A 26,066-nucleotide genomic window follows, 5' to 3' on the forward strand; every position below is an offset into this window, starting at 1 on the left:
TCAAGATCGGCAGACGGGTCAAAATGAGATAGGGCGCACACTTTAAAGCGGTGCTATGCTCCGCGGCTCACCAGGGGACGCTGGCGGCGGGTGCAGGGAATGACCGGCAGGGGTGCGGCCGAGAACAGTGATGTGACGTCAGGTATCGCCCGGGTGGCGATGGCCGAGATCGTGCACGCGCTGCTTTCCGCTGCCGAGGTTGCATTGTTCGCCAGATTTGCCCGTCCATGCAAGCTTCATGCCGGACAGTGGTTGTTCCAGCGTGGCCATCGCGGCGAACGGATGTATGTGATCCTCCAAGGCCAGATCGAACTGGACTTCGGAGAGGACCTGGTGATCAAGACGCTCGGCCAGCATGAGTTCTTCGGTGAGCTTGGCCTGCTGGTCGGCGATCACCTGCGCAGCGCCAGTGCACGCGCGCTGGCCGACTGTGAAGTACTGGAGCTGGGCCCGGCCGACTTCCATCGCCTGGTGGAATCCGATCCCGGCCTGGTCGCCTACTTCCTGCGCCGTACGATCATGCGCGTGCTGACCAACGAGCAGGCGCTGATCAGCCAGCTGCGCCGGCGCAACCACGATCTGGAAACCGCGCTGGACAACCTGTACATCACCACCCACCAGTTGACCCACACCCGTGAACTGGTACGTACCGATGAACTGACCGGGCTGCACAACCGTCGTGGCCTCACCCTGTACCTGCAGGAATGCCGCGCCGATGGCGAAGGGTTGCCGCAGGCACTGCTGCTGATCGACTGCGACCGCTTCAAGCAGATCAATGATCGCCACGGCCACCAGGCCGGCGACCGTGTACTGCAGAGCATGGGCAACATCCTGCGCTCGATGGCCGGTGAGCAGGACCTGGCCTGCCGCCTCGGCGGCGATGAGTTCTGCCTGATCCTGCGCCGTGGCAACCATGAGATCGTGCAGCACGCGGCCGAGTTCATCCTCAGCGCGGTGCATGGCCTGCTCGAACGCAGTCATGGCACGCCGCACGTCAGCCTGGTCAGCATCGGTGCCAGCCTGCTGGCGCCGGAGGCGGGCTGGAGCGAGTGGTACGCCAACGCGGACCGCGCGCTGTACCAGGCCAAGCGCGATGGTGGCAACTGCCTGCGCTGGGCGGATGCAGCGGACATACCTTGATCGGGAGAGACCGGCGATGAATGGCGACAACGGAACGTCGACGCCGCACAACCAGCAACTGCGTGCGCTGCTGTTCACCGATCTGTGTGATTCGCTGCTGCTGGTCGAACGCATCGGCGATGTGGCTGCCGCCGAGCTGTTCCAGGAACACGACCGCTTGGTGCTGGCGCTGCAGCAGCGCTGGCACGGCCAGCTGATCGACCGCTCCGACGGATTGTTCATGCTGTTCGAGCGCCCGATTGATGCGCTCGGATTCGCCCTGGATTACCAGCGTGGCCTGCAGCCGCTGGGGCAGGCGCGTGATCTCCGACTGCAGGCGCGGGCCGGGTTGCACGTGGGTGAGGTCATCCTGTGGAACAACAGCTCGGAATCGATCGCGCTTGGAGCCAAGGCTGTGGAGGTGGAGGGCCTGGCCAAGCCGATGGCAGCGCGCCTGATGCAGTTGGCCCCCCCCGGACAACTGCTGATGTCGGCGGCTGCTGAATCGGTGGTGCGCCGTGCAGCGACGGAGCTGGGTGAACTGGGCGGTCGCCTGCAGTGGAGGTCATTCGGTCGCTGGCGCTTTCGCGGTGTGGCGCAACCGATGGAAGTGCTGGGCGTGGCGGTGGCGGGGAAGGGCATGCTTTCCCGGCCGCGTGCCAGCGACAAGGCGCGCCCTGATGTTCCGGTCTGGCGGCGTCCGCTGGCGATGGCCGCGCAGGCGGCCCTGATTGTCTCTGTCGGGCTGGGCCTGTGGCTGCTGGCCCGACCACAGCCGGCGATTGCCTTCGCCGAACGCGACTGGGTGGTGATGGCCGATGCGCGCAACCTGACCGATAACCCGGTCCTGGACGACGCCCTGAACCAGGCGTTGCGCATCGGGCTTGAGCAGTCGCGTTACGTAAACGTGATCAGCGACATGAAGGCGCGCGACACCATGGCGCGCATGTTGATGCCAGAAAACACCGAGATCGATCGTGCGGCCGCTGTCCAGATCGCAATGCGCGATGGCGCGCGCGCGGTACTCGATCCCTCGATCCGTGAGGTACACGGCCAGCTGCGTGTGGCCGTCGATGTCGTCAATCCTGCCACTGGCGAGACCGTCTACTCGGTTTATTCCGATGGCAAAGGCCTGCCTTCCGCGCTGACCTCCAGTGACCAAGTGGTGGTGCAATTGCGATCGCGGTTGGGCGAAGCGATGGCGCAGATCGGCAAGACATCGGCACCGTTGCCGCAGGTGGCAACAGCCAACCTCGACGCACTGCATGCCTACGCACGCGGACAGCTTGCCTATGGCCGCGGACAGACCGAGTCGTCGTTGAAATTTTTCCAGATCGCAACGCGCATTGATCCTGACTTCGCCATGGCCTATGTCGGGCAGATGCGATCGATGTTCAGCCAGGGCCAACTGGAGGACGCGCGCGGTTTGCTGACCAAGGTCAGGACGCTGCGTCATCGGCTGAGCACGCGTGAGGGCCTGTATCTGGATGCATGGCAGGTGGAGCTGGAGTCCGGTTCTGAATCCGCCGCTGGCGAGGCCTGGAAGGTACTGGCCGATCTGTATCCGGATCATCACGGGGCCAGCGTCAACCATGGTCTGGCCGAGTTCGTGCTGGGCCACTACGAAAAGGCGGAGCAGGCCGTTGCCCATGCCAACGTGGAGCAGAACCCGTTGCGCAGCGTGACGCTGGAGCTGCTCGGGCGCATCCAGTTGGCACGGGGAAAGGTCGATGAGGCGGTAGCAACGCTGCATCGTGCCATGCAGCTCGCCGAAGGTCGCCCGAACCGGCAGCTGGTTGCGGCGCTGGCCGTGTCCGGGCGAAATGCAGAGGCCAGTGCAGTGCTGGCGCGGTTGCCGGAGAACGGGCCGGGACGGTGGCTGGAAGGGACTTCACTGGCCATTGATGAGGGGCGATTCGAGGAGGCGTTGGCAGCCTCGGTCGCGTCCGCAGGCCGGTGCAATGGCGGTCCCTTCGTATGTGATCTGCTGGGCACGGTCAATTTGGCTGTTCACGCCGCGGCGGCTCGATGCGTAGCGCCACGCGACTTCGCAACGCAGGCCAGCGCGCTGCTGCGGAATGCGGCACGCCCCGAAAACGGTGAACGCGGACAGTATCTGTATTTCGCTGCGGCCAGCTTGTATGCGGCACAGCGCTTGGGCCTGCAATCCTCGATCGGCCGGCAGGTGGCCGAGCTTGACGTATTGGCGGCCGACGCCGTCGACCCACGTGCGCGCCAGTTGGCGGCGGTGGTCAAGGCCAATGCGTTGCATCTGTCCGGTGACAGCGCGCAGGCAATCAAGATGCTGCAGGCGATGGTTGATGGCAGCGAGCTGTTCCAGGTCCACAGCGTGCTGGCAGCGGCCTACGCCGCACAGGGCGCGATACAGGAGCAGCAGTCGCAGCTGGACTGGATGCGTCGGCACCGCGGGCGCGCCTATACCGAATTCGCAGGCTCGTCCGTGTTGCAGGCATTGAATGTAGGCGACAGCCAGCGTGGGCCATCACGCCCGGGATGCGCCCTCTCACCGGACGCATCCTGAGCGATCGGCACCAAGGTCAGGGCGTCGGTGCCTGCGAACCGTCGATGAAGCAATGCGGATGGCTGAACACCGCGCGCTCGGTCAGCTGCTGCACCAGATTGTCGCGTGCAGCGGCCAGATCTTCATTGGAGGCCAGGTCGGCGGACAGCATGCAGCCCTGCGCGGCGGCACCCGCCTCGACACTGATCTGCTGCAGGGCTGTTGCCGGGTCCTGCTTGAATGCTGTGCGGAAGTCTGCGTCGGTGGTGAGCAGATCAAGCAGCGTGGTGGCGTCAGCGAGGGACAGTGGGGATTTGCGGTTGGTCATGAGCGTGGGATCCAAGGAGACAGGGAAGGTCGAACAAGTGGCGCGTGCCTTTGACCGTAGTCATAGCGGCGCGGATCGATGGGTCTTGAACGCGGTACTGGGCCATACTTACCCAGCTCCACCGGCAGCACATTGCCGGAATCCCATTTGCCACAGGAACGTCGATGACCTCTTCGCGGTACCGCCGATGCCACGCGCTGGCTGTTGTTCCCGATGAACAACCATCGTTCTCCCTGAACAGCCTGCTGGCTGGTGGAACCGGTGTGGAGTTCGTGCAGCAGTTGCAGGTGCGTGCTGCCCATCTCGATCAGCCTGTGACGCTCGATGCCGACGCTTGTGCGTTGCTGTTGCAGACCAGCGCCGAGCGCTGGCAGGTCTTGCCGGATGACCTGCAGAACCGCGCCCGAGTGGCATCGCTGCTGGAGGCGGGGTTGCTCATCGCCGAGAAGGGCGCGCCCGAGGCGGCGCGACAGGCTGACCAGCGTGTTCGCGACGGACACTGGTGGGCCTTGTCAGCCATCCATCATCGCCATTCCCGCTGGGCGGGCGTAGACAGTGCCGGCGATATGGAGAAGCACCGGATGGTGACCGCACAGGACCTGGTGCAGCAGCTCGGCAAGCCACCGGCCGAAGCCCCGGTGCGGCAGCCGGGTGCCATCGCTCTGCCGGTCGCGGCACCCGATGCCGTGGCACAGCTGTTGGCTGCACGTACCACCTGCCGCAACTACGCCGAGGACAAGCCTCTATCGCTGGAGATGCTGGCGGGCATGATGCAGCACGTGCTGATGGCGCAGGCACAGGTAGAAACCGAACCCGGCGTGCGCTTCCTGAAGAAGAACGTACCGTCCGCGGGTAGCCTGCATCCGCTGGAAGCGTACGTGATTGCGCGCAAGGTCGATGGCCTGCAGCCTGGGTTGTATCACTACCATGCTGTGGCTCACGAGCTGGCACGGCAACAGGCACAGCCCGCCCAGCTGGACGATTTCTGCCTGCGCCTGTTGTCGGGCCAGCACTGGTTCGCTTCGGCCCACGCCATGGTGGTGCTGGTCTGCCGTTTCGGTCGCAACTTCTGGAAGTACCGCAACCACGCCAAGGCCTATCGCGCCGTTAGCCTGGATGTCGGCCATGTGTCGCAGGCACTGTATACAGCGGCCACGGCCAATGGCTTGGGCGGCTTCGTCACCGCGGCGATCAATGAGACGGAGATCGAGTCGCTGCTGGGGTTCGACCCGATGGTCGACGGCGCAATGGCGGTGTGCGGATTCGGTTGGCGTGCGCAGAGCATGACCACGGCGGAGCTGGACCCTGCGGGGCATGTCTGGAAGCGCGAGGCCCGCGATTGAACAAGCCCGGCAGGGCGCTGGAGTACCCAGCGCCCCTTGTCGGGTGCATTACTGGATGATGCGGTGGACGTGACCGGCTTCGAAGGTGAAGACCACGGTCATGGATGCGCGGTGGCTGGAGAGATAGTTCACCAGGGCATCGCGGGCCTGGCTCAGCTCTTCCTTGCTGGCCAGCTTGCCGGTGCTCAGGCAGGGCGGCACCTGCGCCATCGAGTCGAATGCCAGGCCGATCTGCCGGCAGGCCTGCAGCGGGTTCCTGCTGAACTGCGCACGGAACACATCATCGCTGCACAGGCGGTCGAGCAGGGCAATGGCGGTTTGCGGCTCAAAGCGCGGCGACTCGGTGGTGGTGTGTTCGCTGGAGAACCGGGTACGAGTGGATGGCAACATCGAATCTACCTCTGAAGTGGATTGAGGGGCGTTCAAGCGGCCTGCGGTACGGCGGAGTGGTGCACGCTTCCCTGCAGATGCCCGGATTCGAACATGAAGGGGACAGTGAATGCGGCGCGCTGGGCCAGGAGCGCGGCGATCTGCTGGCGCACCTGTTGGAACTCTTCCTTGCTGGCCAGGACGTTGTGGATGGCGCAGGGGCTTGTGCCGGACTGTGCCTGCAGCCCATGCCGCGCCATCGCAGCGCCGGCATCGGCTGTGAACTCTGCGCGGAAGGCGTCGTCAGAACACAGCAGGTCGAGCAGCCGACCGGCATTGACAGTGGTCATCGGGGACTTTGCGGACATCGCAAACACTCCTTGTGGGTCAATGTCCGCCGATTAAACCACGTGTGACTACCGCGAGCGTGCCGCAGCGCAGCGTCAAGCAAGGCGCGCCGAGCCGGTACAGGCCAGTGGTCCTGCTGGGCATGGCACCGTGGTTCCAGAAACGTTGGAAGAGCGCACCGGAGATGCCAGCTTGACGTTCCTGCGACACAGTTTCAGGGCGGTGTCCAGGTCGGAGGCGTCGTCGGCGACCTGGCCCATCGAGCACGAATTTGGCCTAGATCCGCGTTCCGAGGGCGTCCTCGCCGTATGCGGTTTTGGCTGGCGCGCCCCGACCATAACCACGACCGAACTGGACCCGGCAGGTGTGATCTGGAATCCCGAGGACCGCGCGGTCTGAACCCACGCGGCCCCCGCCACGTCACGCCGCTTCGAAGTCCACCAGCACCGCACCATCACCCACCTGGTCGCCGGCCTTGGCGCGGTAGCCCTTCACCGTGCCGTCTGCCGGTGCCTGCAGGGTGTGCTCCATCTTCATCGCTTCCAGCACCACCAGCGGCGTGCCGCGCTTGACCTCGGTGCCGGCCGCGACCAGTGTCGCGACGATCCTGCCCGGCATCGGCGCCAGCAGGCTGCCGGCATCGGCCACGGCGTGGTCCGATTCGCCCACCGGATCGTGCAGGGTGAAGCGGTGCTGGCCATCGGCGCCGAACAGATACAGCTGGTCGCCTTCGCGCAGTAGCTGCAACGACCAGCGGCGCTCGCCCAGCAGCACGGTCAGATGCTGCGCATCGGCCGTGCCAAGCACCTGCACCGGCGCGGCGTCATCGCACTGCACGCGCCAGCCATCGGTCTGCGTCCACACCTTCAGCGTGTGCTTGCGTTCGCCCTGCTGCAGCGGCAGCACGCGCGGTGCCGATGCGCCAAGGCGCCAGCCGTCCTGGGCCTGCCACGGCGAATGCGGATCGCGCGCGTCGGTGCTGGCGCCGCCCGTGCTTGCAACCGCAGCCACCGCAGCCAGCTGCCACAGGGCATCATCCGTGTCGCCCACTGCACTCAATGCCGCCTGCTCGCGCTCGATAAGCGCGGTGTCCAGCTTGGCCTGCGCGAACGAATCGGTGTTCACCAGGCGGCGCAGGAAGCCGGCATTGGTGGTCACGCCCACCACCTGGCAGTCCGCCAGCGCCTGGCTCATGCGGCGCAGGGCGGCATCGCGGTCCACGTCCCAGACGATCAGCTTGGCAATCATCGGATCGTAGTACGGGGTGATGCTGTCGCCTTCCTCCACGCCGGTATCCACGCGCACATGGGCCGACGGGGTCGGCAGGCGCAGGCGGCGCAGGGTGCCGGTGGAGGGCAGGAAGCCCCGGTCGGCATCTTCGGCATACAGGCGCGCTTCGATAGCGTGGCCGTGGATCGCCAGCTGTTCCTGGCGCAGCGGCAGCGGCTGGCCCGAGGCCACGCGCAGCTGCCACTCCACCAGGTCGGTACCGGTGATGTACTCGGTCACCGGGTGCTCGACCTGCAGGCGGGTGTTCATTTCCATGAAGTAGAAATCGCCGTCCGGGCCGGCAATGAACTCCACCGTGCCGGCACCGACGTAGCCCACCGCGCGCGCTGCATCGACTGCCGCCTTGCCCATTGCAGCACGACGTTCTGTGCTCATGCCCGGCGCCGGCGCCTCTTCCAGCACCTTCTGGTGGCGGCGCTGCACCGAGCAGTCGCGCTCGAACAGGTACACCGCCTCACCGTGGCTGTCGCCGAACACCTGGATCTCGATATGGCGCGGGCGCTCGACATACTTCTCGACCAGCACGTGGTCGTTGCCGAACGCCGAGGCCGCCTCGCGCTGGCAGCTGGCCAGTGCATCGACGAAGTCCTCGCTGCGCTCGACCTTGCGCATGCCCTTGCCACCGCCGCCGGCGCTGGCCTTGATCAGCACCGGGTAGCCGATGCCGTCGGCCTGTGCGCGCAGGAAGTCCGGCGCCTGCTGGTCGCCGTGATAGCCGGGGGTCAGCGGCACACCGGCCTTGGCCATCAGCGCCTTGGCCGCGCTCTTGTCGCCCATCGCGCGGATGGCGCTGGCCGGCGGGCCGATGAAGGTGATGCCGGCCGCCGCGCAGGCATCGGCGAAGTCGGCATTCTCGGACAGGAAGCCGTAACCGGGGTGGATCGCCTGCGCGCCGGTCAGGCGTGCGGCATCGAGCAGGGCATCACCGCGCAGGTAGCTCTCACGTGCGGCGGCAGGACCAATGTGGATGGCTTCGTCGGCCAGGCGCACGTGGCGGGCGTTGCGGTCGGCATCGGAATACACCGCCACGGTGGCGATGCCGAGGCGGCGGCAGGTGGCGATGACGCGGCAGGCGATCTCGCCGCGGTTGGCGATCAGGACTTTGGTGAACATGGCAACAGGCTCGGTCATGGCACGGGTTACATGCGGAACACGCCGAAGCGCGTCTGCTGCGGGGCGGCGTTGAGGCTGGCCGACAGCGCCAGGGCGAGCACGCGGCGGGTGTCGGCCGGATCGATCACGCCGTCATCCCACAGGCGCGCGCTGGCGTAGTACGGATGGCCCTGCTGTTCGAACTGCTCGCGGATCGGTGCCTTGAACGCATCCTCTTCCGCCGCCGGCCACTGGTCGCCCTTGGCTTCGATGCCATCGCGCTTGACCGTGGCCAGCACGCTGGCGGCCTGTTCGCCGCCCATCACGCCGATGCGCGCGTTCGGCCACATCCACAGGAAGTTCGGCGAGTATGCGCGGCCGCACATGCCGTAGTTGCCGGCACCGAACGAACCACCGATGACCACGGTGAACTTGGGCACCTTGGCGCAGGCCACGGCCATCACCAGCTTGGCGCCGTCCTTGGCGATGCCGCCCTGTTCGTACTTGCGGCCGACCATGAAGCCGGTAATGTTCTGCAGGAACACCAGCGGGATGTTGCGCTGGGTGCACAGCTCGATGAAGTGCGCGCCCTTCAGTGCCGACTCGGAGAACAGGATGCCGTTGTTGGCGATGATGCCGATCGGGTAGCCGTTCAGATGCGCGAAGCCGGTCACCAGCGTTGCGCCGTAGCGCGGCTTGAATTCATCGAAACGCGAACCATCGACCAGGCGCGCGATCACTTCGCGCACGTCGTAGGGCTTGCGCGTGTCGGCCGGGATCACCCCGTACAGGTCGTATGCCGGCAACAGTGGTTCCTCGTTGGCCTGCACCGCCATCGCCGGTTCCGGCTTGCGCCAGTTCAACTGCGCGATGATCGCGCGCACCCGTGCCAGCGCCTGCAGGTCGTTGTCGGCCATGTGGTCGGCCACGCCGGAAATGCGCGTGTGCACGTCGGCACCGCCCAGTTCCTCGGCCGTCACCACTTCACCGGTGGCCGCCTTCACCAGCGGTGGGCCGCCGAGGAAGATCGTGCCCTGCTCGCGCACGATCACCGTCTCATCGCTCATCGCCGGCACATAGGCGCCGCCGGCGGTGCAGCTACCCATCACGCAGGCAATCTGCGGGATGCCCTGCGCGGACAGGTTGGCCTGGTTGTAGAAGATGCGGCCGAAATGATCGCGGTCGGGGAACACCTCGTCCTGCAGCGGCAGGAAGGCGCCACCGGAATCGACCAGGTAGATGCAGGGCAGGTGGTTCTGCTCGGCGATCTCCTGCGCGCGCAGGTGCTTCTTCACCGTCATCGGGTAGTAGGTGCCGCCCTTCACCGTGGCGTCGTTGGCCACGATCACGCATTCCACGCCGCTGACGCGGCCGATGCCGGCCACCACGCCCGCGGCGGGCACGGCGTCTTCGTACATGCCGTGCGCGGCCAGCGGCGCGATTTCCAGGAAGGCGCTGCCGGGATCGAGCAGGGCGTCGATGCGGTCGCGCACCAGCAGCTTGCCGCGTGCGGTGTGCTTGGCGCGCGCGGCTTCGCTGCCGCCCAGCGCGGTGCGGGCGAGGGTGGCATGCAGGTCGTCGACCACGGCCTGCATGGCGGCGCGGTTGCTTTCAAACGTTTCGCTGCCCGGTTGCAGCTGGCTGTTCAGGACGGTCATCGCGTTGGCCTTACAGGGTGCGCTGGAACAGTTCGCGGCCGATCAGCATGCGGCGGATCTCCGACGTGCCGGCGCCGATTTCATACAGCTTGGCGTCGCGCCACAAGCGGCCGGTCGGATATTCGTTGATGTAGCCGTTGCCGCCCAGGATCTGGATCGCCTGGCCGGTCAGCCAGGTGGCCTTCTCGGCGGCGTACAGAATGGCACCGGCGGCATCCTGGCGGGTGGTGCGGCCCTGGTCGCAGGCGCGCGCGACGGCATAGACGTAGGCGCGGCACGCGCCCAGGCCCACGTACATGTCGGCGATCTTGGCCTGGATCAGCTGGAAGCTGCCGATCGGTTCGCCGAACTGGTGGCGCTCGTGCACATAGGGCATGACCACGTCCATGGCCGCGGCCATCAGGCCCAGCGGGCCACCGGACAGCACCACGCGCTCGTAATCCAGGCCGGACATCAACACGCGCACGCCACCACCGACCTGGCCCAGCACGTTTTCTTCGGGAATCTCGCAGTCCTGGAACACCAGCTCGCAGGTGGGCGAGGAGCGCATGCCCAGCTTGTCCAGCTTCTGCGCGGTGGAGAAGCCCTCCATGCCCTTCTCGACCAGGAACGCGGTGATGCCCTTGGCACCCGCTTCCATGTCGGTCTTGGCATAGACCACCAGCACGTCGGCGTCCGGGCCGTTGGTGATCCACATCTTGTTGCCGTTGAGCACGTAGCGGTCACCGCGCTTGTCGGCGCGCAGCTTCATCGACACCACGTCCGAACCGGCACCCGGCTCGCTCATCGCCAGCGCGCCGACCAGGCTGCCGTTGCACAGGCCGGGCAGGAAGCGCTGCTTCTGTTCTTCGTTGCCGTTCTTGCGTAGCTGGTTCACGCACAGGTTGGAGTGCGCGCCATAGGACAGGCCGATGCCGCCGGAGGCACGCGAGATTTCTTCCATCGCCACCACATGGGCCAGGTAACCCATGCCGGTGCCGCCGTATTCTTCTTCCACGGTGAGGCCGAGCAGGCCCTGTTCGCCCAGCTTCGGCCACAGGGCCAGCGGGAACTGGTTGCTGGCATCGGCCTCGGCGGCCAGCGGTGCGACCTCGGCGGCGGCAAAATGGGCCACGCTCTGGCGCAGCAGGTCGATGTCTTCGCCAAGGTCGAAGTTCAGGGATGGCACGTGCATTGTGGTGGCTCCACGGCGGGATGGCAGGAAATGGACGCACCCGGCGGGGGAGCGGGCGGCGGTCTGCAGGACCGCTGCCCGCACGGGCGATTGGACCCCAGCGTAGCGGGGTTCGGGTAAGAAGTGAATACAAATTCAAAAATTGAAACTAGAATCAAAACATGGCCTACAAACGCTCTGCACTGATGGAAGAACGCCTGGCCGGGGCCCGTGAACGGATCCTGCTGGCCACCCGTGAGCTGGTCGCCACCGGGGGCTGGCGCAATGCCCCGGTGACCGCCGTGGCGACCCAGGCGGGGGTGTCCACCGGCCTGATCTACCGGCACTTCCCGTCCAAGGCCGAGCTGTTCGTGGAGGTGCTCAACGCCGCGGTGGCCCACGAGGTCGCGATCATGGAGCGCATCGCCAGCGGCCCGGAGGTGGCCAGCGAGCGCCTGCGGTTGGCGATCACCGCCTTCGTCCGCCGCGCCCTGGCCGGGCCGGGGCTGGCGCATGCCTTCATCGTCGAACCGGTCGACCCGGACGTGGAAGCCGAGCGCATGCGTGGTCGTCGTGCCTTCGGCGACGTGTTCCTGCGGCTGGTGGAGGAGGGCGTGGCCGCCGGTGAGCTGCCGGCGCAGGACGCGCATGTGGCCGCCGCCTGCCTGGTCGGCGCCTTCACCGAGGCGATGGTCGGCCCGACCGCGCCCAGCCGCGAAGCACACCGCGACGAAGACGCACTGGTGGATGCGATCTGCAGCTTCTGCCTGCGCGCGATCGGCGCCCGGTAATCCGGTAGCGCCGGCCGCTGGCCGGCTTCTGCACGATCCATCCGGCGGGCTGGCGATGCCGGGCAGCGGCCGGCACTACCGGGTCCGAATGCTGCGCCGCACCAGCAGTGACGCCTGTTGTCGCACGCAAAGCGCGTTCTATACTCGGTCCATCACGCAGTCGCTCAGCCGTGGTCCAACGACTATCAGCCAGGGGTAACGAAGAGTGCGGAATTACGATCTGGAGTTCCTGAAACGCTTCTCCATGGTGATCGCGCTGCTGGCGACCATCACCCTCGGCCTCATCCTCCTTGCCGCTTACATCCACACCCGGATTCCGCCCGAGGTGTCGCCGACCGCGGCCAAGCGCACCGAACAGCGCATCTCGCCCACCGGCGCGGTCTATGCCGGCAGCACCGGCGCCGCCGCGCAGGCTGCGGCCAAGGCCGCCGCGCTGGCCAAGGCCGCCTCGCAGGTGGCCTACGGCGGCACCAAGGACGGCAAGGTCATCTTCGACAACCTGTGCACCGCCTGCCACACCACCGGCGTGGGCATGGCGCCGACGCTGGACCATTCGCACTGGGACAAGCGCATCGCACAGGGCAAGGACACTCTCTACAAGCACGCCATCGAGGGCTATACCGGTCCGGATGGCGGCATCATGCCGCCCAAGGGCGGCAACCCGGCGCTGACCGAGGAACAGATCCACGCCACCGTGGACTGGATGCTGGGCAACCTGAAGTAACCGGTAGTGTCGGCCGCTGGCCGGCAACCACGCATGGCTTGAAGGTCATGAGGTTGCCGGCCAGCGGCCGGCACTCCCCAGGCTTTGCCCACCAAGGTCAAAACCCTGCCCGCAGGCGGGGTTTCGCATTTCAGGGTTAGTCTGTGCGCCTCTTCCATGGAGTCGCCCGTCGATGCGCCGCCGTTCCCTCGCCCTTGCCCTGTCCCTGCTGCTGCCGGCCGGCGCCTTTGCCCAGGCCCAGCCGCAGGCCGCACCGGTCGCGTCGCCGTCCGCCGCGCGCAGCAGCGCCACCGTGGTGCTGACCACCGCACCGGCCGACTGGCGTGCGCTGGATGGCCAGCGCGTGCGCATCGCCGCACCGCTCACCCTGGCCGGCACCGATGGCCTGGAGCGCTTTGGGCAGCTCACCGTGGCCTTCGATGGCCGCCTCTGGCAGCCGACCGAAGTGGCCGCGCCGGGTACTGCCGGCTATGAGCAGGTGATGGCCGACAACCAGCGCCGCCGCCTGCTGCTGGACGACGGCAGCGAAGCCCGCGACCCGGCGAGCGTGGCCTACCTGCCAGCCAACCCGGTGCTGCGCACCGGCATGCAGCTGCGCAATGTGGAAGGTGTCGTGCACGTGGACGCACAGGGCCGTCCGCGCCTGCAGGTCGAGGGTGCACTCACGTTGCCCGAGCTGAAGCGTCCGGCGGTGCCGACGGTGCCGGGCAGCCTGCATATCGCTGCATTCAACCTGGAGAACTTCTTCAATGGCGATGGCCAGGGCGATGGCTTCCCGACCCTGCGCGGCGCGCGCACGCTGGAAGAGCACAAGGCGCAGGTCGGCAAGCTGGTGGCCACGGTCAACGCGCTCGGTGCCGACATCGCCGCGTTGATGGAACTGGAAAACGATGGCTATGGCCCGCAGTCGGCCATCGCCGAACTGGTCAGCGCCCTCAACGCCGGTCTTGCCGCCGACAAGCAGTGGGCCTTCGTCGATGCCGGCGAGGGGCCGGGCAGCAACCCGATCCGGGTTGGCATCATCTATCGCAGGAGCGCGTTCAAGCCGCTGGGCAAGCCGTTGACCAGAACCGACGGTCCTTTCGCCGAACACAGCCGCGCACCGCTGGCGCAGGCCTTCCAGGGCAAGGGCGCACCGTTCATGGTGGTCGCCAACCATTTCAAGTCCAAGGGCTGCCGTGATGCCAGCGGCGGCGATGCCGACCGCAACGATGGCCAGGGTTGCTGGAATGCCACCCGGGTGGAATCGGCAAAGCAGTTGAACCAGTGGGTGCAGGCCGAAGCTGGCCGCCTGAAGGTGAAGGACGTGGTGCTGCTGGGCGATTTCAACGCCTACGCGATGGAGGACCCGATCCGCACCCTGCATGACCTGGGCTGGCAGGACGCATTCAAGGTCGCCCAGGTCGAGCATCCTTACAGCTACGTCTACAACGGCTATACCGGCCGCCTCGACCATGCGCTGCTGAGCCCGGGCATGGCCCAGCGCCTGCGCGGTGCCGCCGAGTGGCACAGCAATGCCGACGAACAGGACGCCAGCGGCTACCAGGGCCGCAACGTGCAGGGCCCGTGGCGCAGTTCCGACCACGATCCGCTGCTGCTGGGCTTCGATAAATAACGCCCAGCGCCGGGTCGGATCCCATTCCAACGAAATGGGCTCTGACCCCGAGGCCGGGCTCAGCCCCAGGCGATCAATCCAATCGCCAGCACCGCCAGCGCCAGCCCGGCGCGGTTCCACTTCGTGGTGGCCTCGCCGAAGGCGAACACGCCCACCAGCGCGCCCAGCACCACCACGCCGATGTTCATGCCGGCGAACACGGTGGCCGGGCTCTCCGGCATGGACTGATGCGCGTGCACATAGAAAAGAATGTTGCCGCCGTTGAGCAGGCCCAGCAGCGCGCCCGCACCGAGGTTGCGCCAGGCCAACCGGCTGCGGCCACTGGCGTGCCGCCACAGCTGAAGTGCCAGCATCAGCACGAAGGCCACGCTGAAGCTGGCCAGCACCGCCGCCATCGACAGCGTGCCGGACAGCGCCACCTGCTTGAGCAGCACGTCGACCACCGCGAACCCGGCCCAGACGCCCAGCAGCCAGCCCCAGCCGCCGGGTGAGGACGCCACCGCCGGGCCGCGCGGGCGCAGGCTGATCGCCACCATCGCCAGCAGGCCCAGGCCGAGACCGGCGAGCTTCCACGGCGTCGCAGTCTGGCCGAAGAACAGGAAGGCGGCGGCCAAAGACAGCAGCAACGACAAGCGCTGCGCCACGTCGCTGCGGACGATGCCGGCCACCGCCACCGCGCGGCCCAGCACCAGGAAGATCGATGGCAGCACCACCGCCAGTGCCAGCAGCGACAGCCACGGGGCATGTGGCGCGCGCAGTGCGTCCAGCGGCGGCTGCAGCACCACGGCGGTGAGCGTTGCCGCCACCAGATAGTTCCAGGTGACCATCTGCGAAACATCCAGCTGGCGGCGTCCGGCCACCTTCAACAACACCGAAACCAGCACGCTGCAGATCACGGCCAAGGACAGGTAGAGCATGGGGCGGGCACAGGGCAGGGGCAGGGGACGGTATCATGGTGCCATGCACAAGCCTTCGTTCCCCGTCGCCCCCGGCGAAACCGCCTGCCTCGAACTGGCCGGCCCGGCCGGCCCGCTGGAAGTGGTCGTCGACCTGCCCAAGGCCGATGTGCCGGCGCAGCCGATCGTGGCCATCATCTGCCATCCGCTGTCCACCGAAGGCGGCACCCTGCACAACAAGGTGGTCACCATGACCGCCACCACCCTGCGCGAGCTGGGCATCACCACGGTGCGCTTCAACTTCCGCAGCGTCGGCGCGTCGGCCGGTGAGTTCGACCACGGCGTGGGCGAGCAGGATGACCTGAAGACCGTCGCCGCCTGGGTGCAGAGCCAGCGCCCCGACGACCGTCTGTGGCTGGCCGGTTTCAGCTTCGGCGCGTTCGTTTCACTGAAGGCTGCGGCCGAGTTGCAGCCGGAAGCGCTGATCTCGATCGCACCGCCGGCCGGCCGCTGGGATTTCGATGGCATCGCGCCGCCGGCCCGCTGGCTGGTGATCCAGGGCGAGCAGGACGAGATCGTCGACCCGCAGGCCGTCTACCAGTGGCTGGACACGCTGGACGTCCCGCATGAGCTGGTGCGCATGCCCGAGACCAGCCACTTCTTCCACCGCAAGCTGATCGATCTGCGTGGCGCGCTGACCCACGGCGTGAAGCACTGGCTGGGCGCAGCGGCATGAGTGCAACCGAGCTGACCCCGTCGCAGCGGTACGCGGAAGGGGTTGCCCGTGGCGACTGGCAGAACGACCCGGCCCAGCACGCAGCGCTGGCCGAACTGGACCGCATCCACCTGGGCCTGGTCGACAGCGCCGAAGACGGCTGGCTGGACCGCCTGTCCTCGTTCTGGAAGAAGCCCGAGCCGGTGAAGGGTCTGTACTTCTGGGGCGGCGTCGGCCGTGGCAAGACCTTCCTGGTCGACCTGTTCTACGACGGCCTGCCGATCAAACAGAAGTACCGCACGCATTTCCACCGCTTCATGCGCAGCGTCCACGAGCGCCTGCGCGAGCACCAGGGGCAGAGCGACCCGCTGGCGAAGATCGCCCAGGAATGGCGCAGCAACCTGCGCGTGCTGGTGCTGGACGAATTCTTCGTCACCGACATCGGCGACGCGATGCTGCTGGCACGGCTGCTGGAGCGCCTGTTCGCCGAGGGCGTGACCCTGGTGACCACCTCCAACACGGCGGTGGAGAACCTGTACCTCAACGGCCTGCAGCGTGAGAGCTTCATGCCGGCCATCGGCCTGCTGCAGCGCTTCTGCGTCGAGCTGTACGCCGAGGGCACCGAGGATTACCGGATGCGTGCGCTGACCCGCTCGCCGGTGTACCGCGCACCGCTGGCCGCCGACAGCGATGAATGGCTGGCCACGCGCTGGAACGAACTGAGCGGCGGCCAGCCGGCCAAGCCCGGCAACATCGAGATCGAAGGCCGCAAGATCCCGGTGCGCGGCCGTGGCAAGAGCATTGCCTGGTTCGATTTCGCCGCGTTGTGCGAAGGCCCGCGTGGCCCGTCGGATTACATCGAGATCGCGCACGAGTTCAACACCGTGCTGCTGGGCGGCATCCCCGCCTTCGACCGTTTGAACGAAGATGCCGCGCGCCGCTTCGTCAACCTGATCGACGAACTGTACGACCGCCACGTCAACCTGGTCTGCACCGCCAGTACCTCGCCGATCGAGCTGTACACCGGCCAGCGCCTGCAGGGCGCGTTCGAGCGCACCGCCTCGCGTTTGATCGAGATGCAGAGCGCCGAGTACCTGGGTACCCCGCACCGGGCGTGAGGGTGCCGCTGGTTGTAGAGCCGAGCCCATGCTCGGCTGCTTCAAATATTCCGGTAGAGGTGATTCATGAGCCAGGAAATCGACAAGCACGTTGCGCGAGCCCTCGTTGACCTCGCCATATTTCTCGAGTTTTCGGCGGATGATGTAGTGGATCCCGATGCTGCAATCCAGCGGCTCGAACAACTGGCTTCGACATTGCAGATGATGGACTTGGAGTCCCGATCATCGTTGTGCTCGCAGTTCAGAAGCATCGCAGTGGACTATTCAGATGAGCAGGCAGGCTTTGTGGAAAGCCTGGGCGAAGCGCTGGGGCTGATCGAGAAGTAATCTACTCGTCTCTACAGGCTCAGGATTGTTCGGGTATCCGGGCTGTCTGCCGGCCAGCGGCCGGCACTACCCCGCAGCGCCCCCGGTAGTGCCGGCCGCTGGCCGGCATCCACAGCGCAGCTATCTGCTTGGCACCACCGCATCATCCTGCGGCTGCTCGCGCACGCTGGCCGCCACCTGCACGCCCTCACTGCGCTGGATCAGCCGCAGCGGCTGCCCTTGGTAGCGGACCTCCAGCGCGTCGTGGGCCTCGGCCACGGCGGCCACCAGCGGGCACAGCGCCTGCGCGCGGGCCTCGATGCGCTCGGCGCGGCCTTCCAGCTGCTGTTCCATCTGCGCGTCCAGGCGGTCGGCGCGTTCCTCCATCGCATCGCTGCGGCCGGTGAACACCTGCCACAGCACGCTGCGGGCGATGGACGCGGACAGCGACTCGGCCATGTCCTGCACCTTGGCCTCGAAGCCCGGCCCGAACACTGCCTGTTCCCAGTAACCCTTGCCCAGCGTGCCGCCGATCCAGTCATCGGCCTGCCGGCGCAGGCGCCGGACCTTGCGGCTGTTGGCGGTGCCGGTGAGGCTCTCATAGACCCCGTCGAGCACGTCGAAGCTCAGCCCACTCACTTCATGGGCCAGCGCGGTGGCCGCCGGCATCAGCTGCCGCGCCCCGGCCTCCATCTGCCGCAGGCGGGCGGCGTCGGCCTCGCTGACCGGCACGACCGTGTCGTCCAGGCTCAGCACGCCATCGTGGAACACCACCTCGTGCGGCGCCTGCGGGCCATGCCGCAGCCAGATGCCGCCGCTGTCCACCAGCACGTCGTAGTCGGTATGGATGCCGCACTGGTCCGAACGCAGGTCCGGCCCCTCGGCGGCCAGCGCTGGGGCAATGAACAGGGCAGGCAGCAGGGCCAGCGCGGGCAACCGCAGGTGCATCGGAGCATCCTTTTCCGGGAGCGAGCGGCCAGCATCCGCTGCCAGCGCGCGGGCGTCACCGGCCGGAAGTCACCCGTCCACCGGATTCCCACCGGCTGCCCACCAGCTATCCACAGGGTTGTCCCTAGCCAGTTTCATCACTGTCATGTGAAGCTGTCATTGTTCCGTTTTCGCGGTGCGTTGTACCACCGCGATGACGCCTTTCGGGCTTGACTGCGCAGCCCGTTCCGGCAGGTCTGAAGCGTCTGATCCGGGCGCCGATGGCACGATCCTTGCGGCGCAAGGGATTGCCGAATTTCACTACATTTGGCGTTGACGGACCCCATTACCCCCACTATCTTGTGGCCGTCGGTCGCAGCAACCCCAATTCCAGGGGGTGCCCGGGGTACCCATCCGCGATCGTCAACGGCAGTGGCAGGCGCAGGGTCTCATCCCCTGCGACGCCGTCCTGCCATCCTGGGCTGTCATGTCCCGGGCTGCGTCACCCGATGCATCGAGCACCCACCAATCACGCCAAGAGGACACACGCCGTGACCACCGAATCCAGCGCCACCATCGAGAAGGAAAGCGAATTCCTGTTGACGTCGCCGCCGACGGCCAACGCGATGAGTGTGACCAAGCGCAATGGCACGACCGAACTGGTGGACCTGAACAAGATCGTGCGCGCGGTGCAGCGTTCCTCCGAAGGCCTGCACGCCGTCGATCCGATGCGCGTGGCCACCCGCACCATTTCCGGCCTGTACAACGGCGCCACCACCCGCGAGCTTGACGAACTGTCCATCCGCACCGCCGCCCTGCTGATCGGTGAAGAGCCCGAGTACGGCCGCCTCGCTGCGCGCCTGCTGGCCAACTACATCGCCAAGGAAGTCTCGGGCCAGGAAATCTACGCCTTCTCGCAGTCGGTCAGCCGTGGCCATGAAGTCGGCCTGATCAACGACCGCCTGCTGAACTTCGTGCAGACCAACGCGCGCAAGCTCAACGATGCCATCGACATCTCGCTGGACCTGAACTTCGATTACTTCGGCCTGCGTACCCTGTACGACCGTTACCTGCTGCGCCATCCGCACACCCGCAAGGTGATCGAGACCCCGCAGCAGTTCTTCCTGCGCATTGCCAGCGCGCTGAGCGAGGATGTGTCCGAGACCCTGGCGCTGTACAAGCGCATGGGCAACCTGGACTACCTGCCGTCCAGCCCGACCCTGTTCAATTCCGGCACCACCCACGAGCAGCTGTCCTCGTGCTTCCTGCTGGATTCGCCGCAGGACTCGCTGGAGTCGATCTATTCCAAGTACGGCGACATCGCCCAGCTGTCGAAGTTCTCCGGCGGCATCGGCGTCAGCTACACCCGCGTGCGTTCGCGTGGTTCGCTGATCAAGTCGACCAACGGCCACTCCAACGGCATCGTGCCGTGGCTGAAGACCATGGATTCGTCCGTGGCCGCGGTGAACCAGGGCGGCAAGCGCAAGGGCGCAGCCTGCGTCTACCTGGAAACCTGGCACGCCGACGTCGAGGACTTCCTCGAGCTGCGTGACAACACCGGTGACGAAGCCCGCCGTGCGCACAACCTGAACCTGGCCAACTGGGTGCCGGACCTGTTCATGAAGCGCGTCGAGGCCGACCAGGAATGGTCGCTGTTCGATCCGCGCGTCGTGCCGGAGTTCACCGATCTGTTCGGCGAAGCCTTCGAGCAGGCCTACCTGCAGGCCGAAGCCCAGGGCAAGGCGAACCGCACCATCTCCGCGCGCAAGCTGTACGCCCGCATGATGCGTACGCTGGCCGAGACCGGCAACGGCTGGATGACCTTCAAGGACAAGTGCAACCGCGCCAGCAACCAGACCCTGCGCGCCGGCAACGTGATCCACCTGTCCAACCTGTGCACCGAAATCCTGGAAGTCACTTCCAACGATGAAACCGCAGTGTGCAACCTGGGTTCGATCAACCTGGGCAACCACTTCGACGAGCACAACGAGTTCGACTTCGAGAAGCTGGCCGAGACCGTGCGCCTGGCCGTGCGCCAGCTCGACCGCGTCATCGACCTGAACTTCTACCCGATCGAAACCGCCCGCCGCGCCAACCTGCGCTGGCGTCCGGTCGGCCTGGGCTGCATGGGCCTGCAGGACGTGTTCTTCCGCAAGCGCCTGCCGTTCGACAGCGCCGAAGCCCGCGCCCTGTCGAAGAAGATCGCCGAAGCGATCTACTTCCACGCGCTGGAAACCTCCTGCGAGCTGGCCCAGGAACGCGGCAAGCACCCGTCGTTCAACGACACCCGCGCCGCCGGTGGCGAACTGCAGTTCGACGCCTGGAACGTGGTGCCGGAAGACACCGCGCGCTGGGATGCCCTGCGTGCCCGCATCAAGGAGCATGGCCTGCGCAACTCGCTGATGATCGCGATTGCACCGACCGCCACCATCGCCTCGATCGCCGGCTGCTACGAGTGCGTCGAGCCGCAGGTGTCCAACCTGTTCAAGCGCGAGACCCTGTCCGGTGACTTCCTGCAGGTCAACCGCTACCTGGTGAACGAGCTGAAGAAGCTGGGCCTGTGGACCGCCGACATGCGCGATGCCATCAAGCTGGCCGAAGGCTCCATCGCCGGCGTGGCGCAGATTCCGGAAACGCTGCGCGAGGTCTACCGCACCGCGTGGGAACTGCCGATGCGTTCGCTGATCGACATGGCCGCCGAGCGTGGTGCCTTCATCGACCAGTCGGCCTCGCTCAACCTGTTCATGGAAAGCCCGAACATCGGCGCGATGTCTTCCATGTACATGTACGCCTGGAAGCAGGGCATCAAGACCACCTACTACCTGCGTTCGCGCCCGGCCACCAAGATCGCCAAGACCACGGTGAGCAGCGCAGCCCCGGCCAAGGTGTTCAGCCCGGACGAAGCCATCGCCTGCTCGCTGGAAAACCCGGAAGCCTGCGAGGCCTGCCAGTAATCAATCTGATTTGGAGGTTCGATCATGTCGTGGAATCTTAGAAAGAAGCCCACTGGCGTTAAGAAGATCCGTCCGATTCAACCAATCAAACCGATCAAGCCCATCAAGGCGATCCAACCACTGAGGCCGATCAAGCCGATTGCTCCACTTGGTTATACCTATTACTGGAAGCCAGATAAGTGAGAGTTGGAGTGGTGGAGACTTGTTGAGAGCTTTGGCACAAGGATGTGCCTTTGTGATCTCGTTGAGAATTCTTCACGAAAATCGTTTAGTACTTATTGTCTAACGATCTGAGTGCAAATCTGAGTAAAGGAAACACCCATGGCCGACAAGCCCAAGCAGATGCTGCTCGATCCCGGTTTTGAACTGACCCTGCGCCCGATGCGCTACCCGCAGTTCTATGACATGTACCGGAATGCGATCAAGAACACCTGGACGGTGGAAGAGATCAACTTCCAGATCGACATCACCGACCTGCACAGCAAGATGTCGCCGGGTGAGCGCCACCTGATCCACCGCCTGGTCGCGTTCTTCGCCACCGGCGACTCGATCGTGTCCAACAACCTGGTGCTGAACCTGTACCAGCACTTGAACGCGCCGGAAGCGCGCATGTACCTGTCGCGCCAGCTGTACGAAGAAGCGCTGCACGTGCAGTTCTACCTGACCCTGCTCGACAACTACCTGCCGGATCCGGAAGAGCGCGTCAAAGCCTTCGCCGCGGTGGAGAACATCGACTCGATCAAGAAGAAGGCCGACTTCTGCTTCAAGTGGATCGACTCGATCCAGGACCTGAAGCGCATCGAGACCCGTGCCGAGCGCCGCCAGTTCCTGCTCAACCAGATCTGCTTCGCCGCCTGCATCGAAGGCCTGTTCTTCTTCGCTGCCTTCGCCTACGTGTACTACTTCCGTTCGCGCGGCCTGCTGCCGGGCCTGGCCTCGGGCACCAACTGGGTGTTCCGCGACGAGAGCGCGCACATGGAGTTCGCGTTCGAGTCGGTGCGCGTGGTGCGTGAGGAAGAACCGGACCTGTTCGACGACGAGATGAAGCAGCAGGTCTACGACATGCTGGCCGAAGCCATCGAATGCGAAGTGCAGTTCGCCGAGGACGTGCTGTCCGGTGGCGTGGCCGGCATCTCGACCCGTGACATGCGCCAGTACCTGCAGCACTGCGCCGACCAGCACTTCGCCAAGCTGGGCATGGAAAAGAAGTACAACGTGCGCAACCCGCTGCCGTTCATGGAACTGCAGGACGTGCAGGAACTGACCAACTTCTTCGAACGCCGCGTCTCTGCCTACCAGGTCGGCGTGCAGGGCGAAGTCGCCTTCGACATGAACTTCTGATCGAAACGATCAGATCTGTCGCAACGAAAAACCCCGGCCAACGCCGGGGTTTTTTTGTTGGTAGCGCCGGGCCATGCCCGGCGGAGCCTGCCTGGTGCTACCGGCCGTCATGCTGCACGCGGGCCTTTGTAGAGTCGAGCTTGCTCGACTGCCGTTCGCGCAAAGCGGTCGAGCAAGCTCGACTCTACAATCAGCGTCGCCCTTCCACCGCCATGCGTACCGCCAGCCCGGCCAGCACCGTGCCCATCAGCCAGCGCTGCACCACCTGCCAGGTCGGGCGCGCGGCCAGGAAACCGGCGATGCTGCCAGCGGTCAGCGCAATCATGCCGTTCACGGTCACACTCACCGCGATCTGGGTGGAGCCCAGCACGATCGACTGCATCAGCACACCGCCTTCGCCGTCCGGATGCAGGAACTGCGGCAGCAGCGACAGGTACATCACCGCCACTTTCGGGTTCAGCAGGTTGGTCAGGAAGCCCATCGTGAACAATTTGCGCGGGCTGTCCTGCGGCAGTTCGCGCACCGCGAACGGCGAACGGCCACCGGGCTTGAGCGCCTGCCAGGCCAGGTACAGCAGGTACAGCGCGCCGCCGATGCGCAGCGCGTCGTAGGCGAACGGCACGGTCATCAGCAGGGCGGTGATGCCCAGTGCCGCACACAGCATGTAGAACACGAAGCCCAGCGCCACCCCGCCCAGCGAGATCAGGCCTGCCATCGGCCCCTGGCAGATCGAGCGTGAGATCAGGTAGATCATGTTCGGTCCGGGCGTGAGCACCATGGCCAGTGAAACCAGCGCGAAGGCCAGCAGGTCGGAAGTGGCGGGCATGGGCGGTCCTGGCAGTGGGCGTGGCGCAGTTTAACGCCTGCCGCAGGCGCGGCCTGCGCAGGCACCGCTGCCGGGTGACCGTTGCACGTGCATTCCGATGGCCATCACGCCGGTCGCTTAGAATTCGCAGCACCCCACACCGAAGCCCCCCATGACCCCCATCCCCGAGACCGTGCCGCCCACCGAAGTGCGCATGGCCGAAATCGTCTTTCCCAACCACACCAACCACCTTGGCACCCTGTTCGGTGGCCAGGCGCTGGCGTGGATGGACAAGGCCGCCTTCCTGGCCGCCGCCCGTTACTCGCGCCGCACCGTGGTGACCGCGCGCAGCGACCAGGTCGACTTCAAGCTGCCGATCCGCATCGGCCAGATGGTGGAAACCATCGGCCGCATCGTCGAAGTCGGCCGCAGCTCGATGAAGGTGGAGGTGGAACTGGTCGCCGAAGACCTGCACAGCGGCGAGCGCAAGCTGTGCACCCGCGGCCACTTCGTGATGATCGCGCTGGACGAGGAAGGCCACCCGATCGCGGTACCGCCGCTGCCGGCGGCCTGACCCGGCCAACGGACCGGCGCTTGCGGGGGCGCCACCGCGCCCCCATCTGGCAGCCATGACCCTGCCACTGACCGACTTCATCGACCGTGCCCAGCGCCTGTTCGTGCTGACCGGCGCCGGCTGCAGCACCGCCTCGGGCATTCCCGATTACCGGGATGCCGACGGCCAGTGGAAACGCACGCCGCCGGTGACCTACCAGGCCTTCATGGGCGAGGCGGCCACCCGCCAGCGCTACTGGGCGCGCAGCCTGCTCGGCTGGCCGCGCTTCGGCCTGGCCCGGCCCAACGGCACCCACCAGGCCCTGGCCGCGCTGGAACGCCGCGGCACGCTGCAGGTGCTGCTGACCCAGAACGTGGACGGCCTGCACCAGCGCGCCGGCAGCCACAACGTGATCGACCTGCATGGCCGCCTGGACCTTGTGCGCTGCATGGGCTGTGAGCGTCGCAGCGATCGTGAAGGCTTCCAGCAGCGCCTGCTGGACGCCAATCCCGGCTGGGACGCGCTGGAGGCAGGCATCGCGCCCGATGGTGATGCCGATCTGGAGACCGATTTCTCCGCGTTCGTGGTGCCCGAGTGCCCGCATTGCGGCGGCCTGTTGAAGCCGGATGTGGTGTTCTTCGGCGAAAACGTGCCGCGGGAGCGCGTGCAGGCGGTGCAGGAGCACCTGCAGCAGGCCGACGCCGTGCTGGTGGTGGGTTCATCGCTGATGGTCTATTCCGGCTTCCGCTTCGTGCAGGCCGCAGCCAAGGCGGGGCTGCCGGTAGCCGCGTTGAACCGTGGCCGCACCCGCGCCGACGACCTGCTGCAGTTCAAGGATGAACGGGACTGCGCCGAGGCGCTGGCCGCGTGGGCTTCGTCCTGAGCCGAGCACACGCTCGGCTGCACGCCCACCGCGAAACAGAGATCCATCCAGACGGTTGATTCGCAGGCCGTGCGGCGGTGCAATACGCACCCCCTACGTCGTTCATCACCGTCTTGAGCCAGCTGTTTTCGCCGATCTCGTTCGGCCCCCTGACCCTGTCCAACCGCATCGTCATCGCGCCGATGTGCCAGTACTCCGCCGAAGATGGCCGCGCCAGCGACTGGCACGCCATGCATCTGGGCAACCTGGCGCAGTCCGGTGCCGGCCTGCTGATCCTGGAAGCCACCGCGGTCGAACCGCGCGGCCGCATCAGCTGGGCCGACCTGGGCCTGTGGGATGACGGCACCGAGGCCGCACTGGCGCAGGTGCTGGCCAGCGTCCGCCGCTGGTCGCCGATGCCGCTGGGCGTCCAGCTGGGCCATGCCGGCCGCAAGGCCTCGGTGAGGCGTCCGTGGGACGGTGGTGGCCAGTTGCCGGCTGATGATGCGCGTGGCTGGGCCACCGTGGCGCCGTCGCCGCTGCCGTTCCATGCCGCCGATCCGGCACCGCAGGAACTGGACGAGGCCGGCATCGCCGAGGTCATCGCCGCCTTCGCCGCCAGTGCGGTGCGCGCCGAGCGCCTGGGCTTCGAGCTGATCGAGCTGCATGCCGCGCACGGTTATCTGCTGCACCAGTTCCTGTCGCCGCTGAGCAACCGCCGCACCGATGGCTACGGTGGCTCGCTGCCGAACCGCCTGCGCCTGCTGGTGGAGGTTTTCGATGCTGTGCGTGCGGCAGTGTCCGACAAGGTCGCGGTGGGCGTGCGCATCTCCGCCAGCGACTGGGTCGATGGCGGCTGGGATCTGGTGCAGAGCGAAGCGCTGGCGCAGGTGATGGACGCGCGCGGCTGCAACTTCCTGCATGTCTCCAGCGGTGGCCTGGACGAGCGCCAGAAGATCACCGTCGGCCCGGGCTATCAGGTGCCGTTCGCGGCGGCGATCAAGGCCAAGGTGCGCATGCCGGTCATCGCCGTGGGCATGATCACCGAGCCGGAGCAGGCCGAATCGATCCTGCGCCATCGCCACGCCGATGCGGTAGCCCTGGCGCGCGGCATCCTCTACGACCCGCGCTGGCCGTGGCATGCCGCCGCCGCGCTGCGTGACAGCGTGGAGCCGGCACCGCAGTACCTGCGCTGCGAGCCGCGTGATGCGCGCGGCGTGTTCAAGACGCGCTGAGGC

Annotated in this window: 24 protein-coding genes and 1 pseudogene; 16 read left to right on the top strand and 9 right to left on the bottom strand. The window is 66.4% G+C overall.

Going from position 1 to position 26,066, the window contains the following annotated elements:
* Positions 1–99 precede the first annotated feature (99 nt).
* Both ACZK4Z_RS01095 and ACZK4Z_RS01100 read left to right on the top strand, forming a co-directional pair.
* A complete protein-coding gene (locus tag ACZK4Z_RS01095) occupies positions 100–1,140 on the top strand; it encodes a GGDEF domain-containing protein (protein ID WP_049400576.1) in 1,041 nt (346 codons plus the stop codon).
* Between the two features lie 16 nt (positions 1,141–1,156).
* Entirely contained in the window at positions 1,157–3,661 is a 2,505-nt protein-coding gene (locus ACZK4Z_RS01100; RefSeq protein WP_049421011.1) for a putative peptide modification system cyclase, read from the top strand.
* Between the two features lie 16 nt (positions 3,662–3,677).
* Here the strand turns inward: ACZK4Z_RS01100 and ACZK4Z_RS01105 are convergent, their stop codons facing one another.
* Positions 3,678–3,968 (bottom strand): NHLP-related RiPP peptide, encoded by a 291-nt coding sequence (locus ACZK4Z_RS01105; RefSeq protein WP_012509741.1) that lies wholly within the window; start codon positions 3,966–3,968, stop codon positions 3,678–3,680.
* A 164-nt stretch (positions 3,969–4,132) separates the two neighbouring features.
* On the opposite strand from ACZK4Z_RS01105, the gene ACZK4Z_RS01110 reads away from it, so the two are divergent.
* Positions 4,133–5,311, top strand: a complete 1,179-nt coding sequence (locus tag ACZK4Z_RS01110) for a putative peptide maturation dehydrogenase (RefSeq protein ID WP_125895447.1) — start codon at positions 4,133–4,135, stop codon at positions 5,309–5,311.
* Positions 5,312–5,359: 48 nt separating this feature from the next.
* Here the strand turns inward: ACZK4Z_RS01110 and ACZK4Z_RS01115 are convergent, their stop codons facing one another.
* Complete coding sequence (locus ACZK4Z_RS01115; RefSeq protein WP_080355176.1) at positions 5,360–5,701, bottom strand: NHLP-related RiPP peptide; 342 nt, start codon at positions 5,699–5,701, stop codon at positions 5,360–5,362.
* 32 nt (positions 5,702–5,733) lie between these two features.
* On the bottom strand, positions 5,734–6,048 hold the full coding sequence (locus ACZK4Z_RS01120; protein ID WP_125895448.1) for an NHLP-related RiPP peptide: 315 nt from the start codon (positions 6,046–6,048) through the stop codon (positions 5,734–5,736).
* A gap of 238 nt (positions 6,049–6,286) precedes the next feature.
* On the opposite strand from ACZK4Z_RS01120, the pseudogene ACZK4Z_RS01125 reads away from it, so the two are divergent.
* A pseudogene (locus tag ACZK4Z_RS01125) lies at positions 6,287–6,427 on the top strand (putative peptide maturation dehydrogenase); the annotation flags it as partial.
* 21 nt (positions 6,428–6,448) lie between these two features.
* On the opposite strand, the gene ACZK4Z_RS01130 reads toward ACZK4Z_RS01125, so the two are convergent.
* From ACZK4Z_RS01130 to ACZK4Z_RS01140, 3 genes are read right to left on the bottom strand one after another with little or no spacing between them, the layout of a single operon-like run.
* Complete coding sequence (locus tag ACZK4Z_RS01130; RefSeq protein ID WP_125895449.1) at positions 6,449–8,431, bottom strand: acetyl/propionyl/methylcrotonyl-CoA carboxylase subunit alpha; 1,983 nt, start codon at positions 8,429–8,431, stop codon at positions 6,449–6,451.
* 26 nt (positions 8,432–8,457) lie between these two features.
* Positions 8,458–10,068, bottom strand: a complete 1,611-nt coding sequence (locus tag ACZK4Z_RS01135) for a carboxyl transferase domain-containing protein (protein WP_125895450.1) — start codon at positions 10,066–10,068, stop codon at positions 8,458–8,460.
* A gap of 10 nt (positions 10,069–10,078) precedes the next feature.
* Positions 10,079–11,242: an isovaleryl-CoA dehydrogenase gene (locus ACZK4Z_RS01140; RefSeq protein ID WP_032128216.1), complete on the bottom strand. Its 1,164-nt coding sequence runs from the start codon at positions 11,240–11,242 to the stop codon at positions 10,079–10,081.
* A gap of 161 nt (positions 11,243–11,403) precedes the next feature.
* On the opposite strand from ACZK4Z_RS01140, the gene ACZK4Z_RS01145 reads away from it, so the two are divergent.
* From ACZK4Z_RS01145 to ACZK4Z_RS01155, 3 genes are all read left to right on the top strand, one after another.
* Positions 11,404–12,012 carry a TetR/AcrR family transcriptional regulator gene (locus tag ACZK4Z_RS01145; RefSeq protein ID WP_005407661.1) on the top strand — a complete coding sequence of 203 codons (609 nt, stop codon included), beginning with the start codon at positions 11,404–11,406 and terminating at the stop codon, positions 12,010–12,012.
* 205 nt (positions 12,013–12,217) lie between these two features.
* Entirely contained in the window at positions 12,218–12,736 is a 519-nt protein-coding gene (locus tag ACZK4Z_RS01150; protein ID WP_005407662.1) for a c-type cytochrome, read from the top strand.
* 172 nt (positions 12,737–12,908) lie between these two features.
* Positions 12,909–14,351, top strand: coding sequence for an ExeM/NucH family extracellular endonuclease (locus ACZK4Z_RS01155; protein ID WP_125895451.1), 1,443 nt, complete (start codon positions 12,909–12,911; stop codon positions 14,349–14,351).
* A 59-nt stretch (positions 14,352–14,410) separates the two neighbouring features.
* On the opposite strand, the gene ACZK4Z_RS01160 is transcribed toward ACZK4Z_RS01155, so the two are convergent.
* Complete coding sequence (locus tag ACZK4Z_RS01160; protein ID WP_125895452.1) at positions 14,411–15,268, bottom strand: EamA family transporter; 858 nt, start codon at positions 15,266–15,268, stop codon at positions 14,411–14,413.
* 43 nt (positions 15,269–15,311) lie between these two features.
* Between ACZK4Z_RS01160 and ACZK4Z_RS01165 the strand changes: the two genes are divergently transcribed.
* The 3 genes from ACZK4Z_RS01165 to ACZK4Z_RS01175 all read left to right on the top strand — a co-directional run bounded on the left by ACZK4Z_RS01165 (position 15,312) and on the right by ACZK4Z_RS01175 (position 17,407).
* A complete protein-coding gene (locus tag ACZK4Z_RS01165) occupies positions 15,312–15,983 on the top strand; it encodes an alpha/beta hydrolase (protein ID WP_125895453.1) in 672 nt (223 codons plus the stop codon).
* The gene (gene zapE, locus ACZK4Z_RS01170; protein WP_125895454.1) at positions 15,980–17,080 is read left to right on the top strand and encodes a cell division protein ZapE; all 1,101 of its coding nucleotides are present in this window, start codon (positions 15,980–15,982) and stop codon (positions 17,078–17,080) included. The genes ACZK4Z_RS01165 and zapE overlap by 4 nt, the downstream gene beginning before the upstream one ends.
* Before the next feature lie 66 nt (positions 17,081–17,146).
* On the top strand, positions 17,147–17,407 hold the full coding sequence (locus ACZK4Z_RS01175) for a hypothetical protein (RefSeq protein WP_053511174.1): 261 nt from the start codon (positions 17,147–17,149) through the stop codon (positions 17,405–17,407).
* 120 nt (positions 17,408–17,527) lie between these two features.
* On the opposite strand, the gene ACZK4Z_RS01180 is transcribed toward ACZK4Z_RS01175, so the two are convergent.
* Positions 17,528–18,334 carry a DUF2884 family protein gene (locus ACZK4Z_RS01180; protein WP_125895455.1) on the bottom strand — a complete coding sequence of 269 codons (807 nt, stop codon included), beginning with the start codon at positions 18,332–18,334 and terminating at the stop codon, positions 17,528–17,530.
* 530 nt (positions 18,335–18,864) lie between these two features.
* Between ACZK4Z_RS01180 and ACZK4Z_RS01185 the strand changes: the two genes are divergently transcribed.
* From ACZK4Z_RS01185 to ACZK4Z_RS01195, 3 genes are all read left to right on the top strand, one after another.
* Complete coding sequence (locus ACZK4Z_RS01185; protein WP_049462817.1) at positions 18,865–21,267, top strand: ribonucleoside-diphosphate reductase subunit alpha; 2,403 nt, start codon at positions 18,865–18,867, stop codon at positions 21,265–21,267.
* Between the two features lie 24 nt (positions 21,268–21,291).
* Entirely contained in the window at positions 21,292–21,450 is a 159-nt protein-coding gene (locus tag ACZK4Z_RS01190; protein ID WP_185749974.1) for a hypothetical protein, read from the top strand.
* Between the two features lie 138 nt (positions 21,451–21,588).
* Positions 21,589–22,608 (top strand): ribonucleotide-diphosphate reductase subunit beta, encoded by a 1,020-nt coding sequence (locus tag ACZK4Z_RS01195; protein WP_008264781.1) that lies wholly within the window; start codon positions 21,589–21,591, stop codon positions 22,606–22,608.
* Between the two features lie 190 nt (positions 22,609–22,798).
* Here ACZK4Z_RS01195 and ACZK4Z_RS01200 read toward each other — a convergent pair whose 3' ends face one another.
* Positions 22,799–23,434, bottom strand: a complete 636-nt coding sequence (locus ACZK4Z_RS01200) for a LysE family translocator (RefSeq protein ID WP_125895456.1) — start codon at positions 23,432–23,434, stop codon at positions 22,799–22,801.
* Positions 23,435–23,585: 151 nt separating this feature from the next.
* Here ACZK4Z_RS01200 and ACZK4Z_RS01205 point away from each other — a divergent pair, with 151 nt between their 5' ends.
* From ACZK4Z_RS01205 to ACZK4Z_RS01215, 3 genes are all read left to right on the top strand, one after another.
* Complete coding sequence (locus ACZK4Z_RS01205) at positions 23,586–23,987, top strand: acyl-CoA thioesterase (protein WP_004153688.1); 402 nt, start codon at positions 23,586–23,588, stop codon at positions 23,985–23,987.
* Positions 23,988–24,042: 55 nt separating this feature from the next.
* On the top strand, positions 24,043–24,849 hold the full coding sequence (locus tag ACZK4Z_RS01210) for an NAD-dependent protein deacetylase (protein ID WP_125895457.1): 807 nt from the start codon (positions 24,043–24,045) through the stop codon (positions 24,847–24,849).
* 113 nt (positions 24,850–24,962) lie between these two features.
* The gene (locus tag ACZK4Z_RS01215) at positions 24,963–26,063 is read left to right on the top strand and encodes an NADH:flavin oxidoreductase/NADH oxidase (RefSeq protein WP_032128207.1); all 1,101 of its coding nucleotides are present in this window, start codon (positions 24,963–24,965) and stop codon (positions 26,061–26,063) included.
* Positions 26,064–26,066 lie beyond the last annotated feature (3 nt).

It is taken from the genome of Stenotrophomonas sp. 71799_Sma, assembly GCF_056482505.1.

Coding starts and splice junctions, on each gene's coding strand:
- ACZK4Z_RS01195 (WP_008264781.1), top strand. CDS start 21,589: ATGGCCGACAAGCCCAAGCAGATGCTGCTCGATCCCGGTTTTGAACTG.
- ACZK4Z_RS01165 (WP_125895453.1), top strand. CDS start 15,312: ATGCACAAGCCTTCGTTCCCCGTCGCCCCCGGCGAAACCGCCTGCCTC.
- ACZK4Z_RS01140 (WP_032128216.1), bottom strand. CDS start 11,242: ATGCACGTGCCATCCCTGAACTTCGACCTTGGCGAAGACATCGACCTG.
- ACZK4Z_RS01210 (WP_125895457.1), top strand. CDS start 24,043: ATGACCCTGCCACTGACCGACTTCATCGACCGTGCCCAGCGCCTGTTC.
- zapE (WP_125895454.1), top strand. CDS start 15,980: ATGAGTGCAACCGAGCTGACCCCGTCGCAGCGGTACGCGGAAGGGGTT.
- ACZK4Z_RS01135 (WP_125895450.1), bottom strand. CDS start 10,068: ATGACCGTCCTGAACAGCCAGCTGCAACCGGGCAGCGAAACGTTTGAA.
- ACZK4Z_RS01110 (WP_125895447.1), top strand. CDS start 4,133: ATGACCTCTTCGCGGTACCGCCGATGCCACGCGCTGGCTGTTGTTCCC.
- ACZK4Z_RS01105 (WP_012509741.1), bottom strand. CDS start 3,968: ATGACCAACCGCAAATCCCCACTGTCCCTCGCTGACGCCACCACGCTG.
- ACZK4Z_RS01160 (WP_125895452.1), bottom strand. CDS start 15,268: ATGCTCTACCTGTCCTTGGCCGTGATCTGCAGCGTGCTGGTTTCGGTG.
- ACZK4Z_RS01180 (WP_125895455.1), bottom strand. CDS start 18,334: ATGCACCTGCGGTTGCCCGCGCTGGCCCTGCTGCCTGCCCTGTTCATT.
- ACZK4Z_RS01095 (WP_049400576.1), top strand. CDS start 100: ATGACCGGCAGGGGTGCGGCCGAGAACAGTGATGTGACGTCAGGTATC.
- ACZK4Z_RS01120 (WP_125895448.1), bottom strand. CDS start 6,048: ATGTCCGCAAAGTCCCCGATGACCACTGTCAATGCCGGTCGGCTGCTC.
- ACZK4Z_RS01100 (WP_049421011.1), top strand. CDS start 1,157: ATGAATGGCGACAACGGAACGTCGACGCCGCACAACCAGCAACTGCGT.
- ACZK4Z_RS01130 (WP_125895449.1), bottom strand. CDS start 8,431: ATGTTCACCAAAGTCCTGATCGCCAACCGCGGCGAGATCGCCTGCCGC.
- ACZK4Z_RS01190 (WP_185749974.1), top strand. CDS start 21,292: ATGTCGTGGAATCTTAGAAAGAAGCCCACTGGCGTTAAGAAGATCCGT.
- ACZK4Z_RS01200 (WP_125895456.1), bottom strand. CDS start 23,434: ATGCCCGCCACTTCCGACCTGCTGGCCTTCGCGCTGGTTTCACTGGCC.
- ACZK4Z_RS01155 (WP_125895451.1), top strand. CDS start 12,909: ATGCGCCGCCGTTCCCTCGCCCTTGCCCTGTCCCTGCTGCTGCCGGCC.
- ACZK4Z_RS01145 (WP_005407661.1), top strand. CDS start 11,404: ATGGCCTACAAACGCTCTGCACTGATGGAAGAACGCCTGGCCGGGGCC.
- ACZK4Z_RS01175 (WP_053511174.1), top strand. CDS start 17,147: ATGAGCCAGGAAATCGACAAGCACGTTGCGCGAGCCCTCGTTGACCTC.
- ACZK4Z_RS01115 (WP_080355176.1), bottom strand. CDS start 5,701: ATGTTGCCATCCACTCGTACCCGGTTCTCCAGCGAACACACCACCACC.
- ACZK4Z_RS01205 (WP_004153688.1), top strand. CDS start 23,586: ATGACCCCCATCCCCGAGACCGTGCCGCCCACCGAAGTGCGCATGGCC.